Genomic DNA, 2,879 nt, shown 5'->3' with positions numbered 1-2,879 from the left:
CCGTGCATCACGGCGGCCGGCGAACTCCCCCGGAGATCAGTCGAGGGCGGGCAGCGTCGAGGGGCCGTTGTCGACGAATGCGTACGTCGTCTCCAGCTCCGAGTCGCCCAGTTCCTCTGCGATCAGGCCCTTCGGGAACACCTGCAGGAACGCGCCCTGGTTGCTGATCGCGTACGTCGGTCGTCCCTTGGCGTCCTTAGCCTTCTGCTCGGTGATGGTGAACAGTTGCCCGGCGCGGCCTGCGTCGCACGCCGCAGCGACGACGGTGAGCGAGGCGCTGCCGTTGCTCTTGACTCCCATGCAGGACGGTTCGCCGCCGGCGCCGGCCTTGGCGGTCTTGATCAGGTACTTGCCGTTCACCGGCGTGAGCACGAACAGCCCGTGCTCGGCCTCGCCGTCGGTCACGTTGAGCCGTCCTTGGGCGTCGACCGCGACGATCGACTCGAAGGACGGGATCGGCGCGATGACGATCTGCCGCTTGCCGGCCAGGAGGGCGCCGGCGCCACCGCCGGCGGACGCCCCGCCACCGGAGCTCGCCGACGACGAGGACGCCGAGGGCGCGGCGAACTGCGCGGGGGACGGTGCAGCGGCTGACGAGGAGGCGGACGGCGGGTTGAAAGCCACCGGATCGCCCGACTTCCGGCCGGTGGAGCACGCCTGCTGGGCCATCACCAGGCCGGCGGCCGCCACGACGCCGAGGAGAACGGTGGAACGGTGGGTACGCACGGTGTTCCTCCAGATCGCTGGGGTGTTCGACTCCGCTGATGGTTGTCGATCGATGCCCGGCGAGGGCGTCGCGGCGGTGCAGAGTGGCACGAAACCTAGAGAGATCCACGGACGATCGCGGTGGCCAGCTCGTCCGCGGCCGCTTCGGTGACCGCGCCGGGCGGCGCAGTGACCAGCGTGAACAGCGCACCGCCGTACAGGCCAACCATGGTTTCCGCAGCTGACGGCGGGATCCGCAGCTCGTGGACGCGGTGGTGCAGCCGGGTCGCCGCCACCGACCTCTCCTGCAGCTCGGCCAGCGCCGCGGCGAGCGCCGGCCGTCGCAGACTCTCCAGCCGCAGCTCGAAGATGGCCAGATAGCGGGGCCGGTAGGTGGTCGCCGCCAGCCACAGCGATTGCGCGATCAGCCGCTGCGCCCGCTCAGCCGTGGTGCCCGGCGCGTCGGCAACCGTCTCCATGTCGGCGTAGTGCAACTCCCCGACCCGCGAGGCCGCCGCGATCAGCAGGGCCTCCCGGCTGCGGAAGTAGTTCGAAGCCGTGCCGGCGGGCAGCCCCGCGAGCTGATCCACCGCCCGATGCGTCACCCCGTGCGCACCGGCGGAGGCCAGCAGTGCGATCGCGGCATCGGCCAGCTGAGCCCTGCGCTCGAGATTGGGTGGCGGCACCCGCCCATCCTATGACAGCATTCGTAGTACAACGATCGTAGTGAACCGGGAGGCGTGTCATGCGAGTCGTGATCGTGGGCGCCGGGATCGGTGGCCTGGCGCTGGCCTGCGGCCTGACCCGCGACGGCCACCAGGTCCGGGTCCTGGAGAAGGCGGATGGTCTGCGGCTGGATGGCGCGGCGGTCACGATCTTCAGCAACGGCGCTGCCGCGGCCGACGGCCTCGGCGTCCCGCTGGATGGCCTGGGCGGGCGGGTGGAGACCCTGTCCTTCGGTACGCCGGACGGCCGCGAGTTCGCACGGGCGGACCTGCGCGAACTCCATCGCCGCACGGGATACGCCGTGGCGACCGTCCCCCGCCGGGCGATCCTCGAGCGGTTCGCGGACGCGCTCCCCGCCGGCACCATCGCCTTCGGCCGCGAGGTCACCGATGTCGAGACGCCGGCAGCGGACGCACCGGCGGCCGACGTCGTGGTGGGCGCCGACGGTCACCGCTCGGCGGTCCGGCGCGCGGTCCTCGGCGACGAGCCGGCCGCGCCCAACGGCTGGACCTCCTGGCAGGGCTTGACCAAGGACGTCGCGGACCTGGGTACGCACGCCCGCTGCCTGATCGGCCCGCAGGGCCTGTGCGGCCTGATGCCGGCCGGCGACGGTCTCCTCCAGTGGTGGTTCGACGTCGGCACGGACAGACCGGAGGCAGGCGGGACCGTCGGCTGGCTGAGGGACAGATTCCGGGGGTACGCCGACCCGGTGCCCGATCTCCTGGATCACCTGACCGAGGCCGACGTGCAGGAGTACCGGCACGTCACGCATCGCGTCCTCGACCGCTGGGGCACCGGATCCACCACGCTGCTGGGCGACGCCGCACACGCCTTCCCGCCGTCCCAGGCCCAGGGCGCCAACCAGGCCCTGGAGGACGCGTGGCTGCTCCGCCGGGCGCTGGCCGCCGGCCCGGGCAATCTCCGGTCCTACGAGAGGATCAGAGCCCGCCGGGTACGCCGCATCTCCCGCCTGGCCACCAGCGAGGTCACCAACCGTCCACCCTCGACAGCGGCCCGGCTGGCCGGCCGTCTGCTGACCCCACGCCTGCTGGCCCGTCTGCAGTTGGCGGCGATCCGCCGGGCGAGCAGTGTCCTCAACGACGACCGGCCCGAGTGACAGGCGGCGGTCCGTTCACTCGCCGGCGATGATCACCTCGGTGCCGAGCCGGCGGATCGCCTCGACGCCGGCCGGATCGGCGGTGGCGTCCGTGACCAGCGTGGCCACGTCGGTGACCGCGGCGATGCGGGCCAGGCAGACGCGGCCGATCTTGGAGCCGTCGGCCACCACGATCACCCGGTCGGCCCGGCGGATCATCTGAGCGTTCGTGTTCGCCTCGATCTCGTCGTGCGTGGTGAGGCCGCCACGCGCGCTGATCCCGTCGACGCCCACCACGGCGACCGCGATGTTCAGCCCGGCCAGCGCCTGGTCGGCGATCGGGCCGACCAGT

3 protein-coding genes and 1 pseudogene are annotated in these 2,879 nt (G+C 72.4%); 1 reads left to right on the top strand and 3 read right to left on the bottom strand.

Annotation, left to right across the window (positions count from 1 at the left end):
- Positions 1 to 36: 36 nt before the first annotated feature.
- Positions 37 to 726: a hypothetical protein gene (locus tag AB0M20_RS35800; protein ID WP_364305006.1), complete on the bottom strand. Its 690-nt coding sequence runs from the start codon at positions 724 to 726 to the stop codon at positions 37 to 39.
- Positions 727 to 821: 95 nt separating this feature from the next.
- Positions 822 to 1,391 (bottom strand): TetR family transcriptional regulator, encoded by a 570-nt coding sequence (locus AB0M20_RS35795; RefSeq protein WP_364305004.1) that lies wholly within the window; start codon positions 1,389 to 1,391, stop codon positions 822 to 824.
- Between the two features lie 59 nt (positions 1,392 to 1,450).
- Here AB0M20_RS35795 and AB0M20_RS35790 point away from each other — a divergent pair, with 59 nt between their 5' ends.
- Positions 1,451 to 2,548, top strand: a complete 1,098-nt coding sequence (locus AB0M20_RS35790; protein ID WP_364305002.1) for an NAD(P)/FAD-dependent oxidoreductase — start codon at positions 1,451 to 1,453, stop codon at positions 2,546 to 2,548.
- Between the two features lie 15 nt (positions 2,549 to 2,563).
- Here the strand turns inward: AB0M20_RS35790 and AB0M20_RS35785 are convergent.
- A pseudogene (locus AB0M20_RS35785) lies at positions 2,564 to 2,879 on the bottom strand (alkaline phosphatase); the annotation flags it as partial.

The organism is Actinoplanes sp. NPDC051633, from assembly GCF_040681735.1.
Taxonomy (GTDB): Bacteria; Actinomycetota; Actinomycetes; order Mycobacteriales; family Micromonosporaceae; genus Actinoplanes.
Note: the sequence above shows the minus strand (reverse complement) of the source record. Positions and strands in the feature narration are given on the sequence as shown.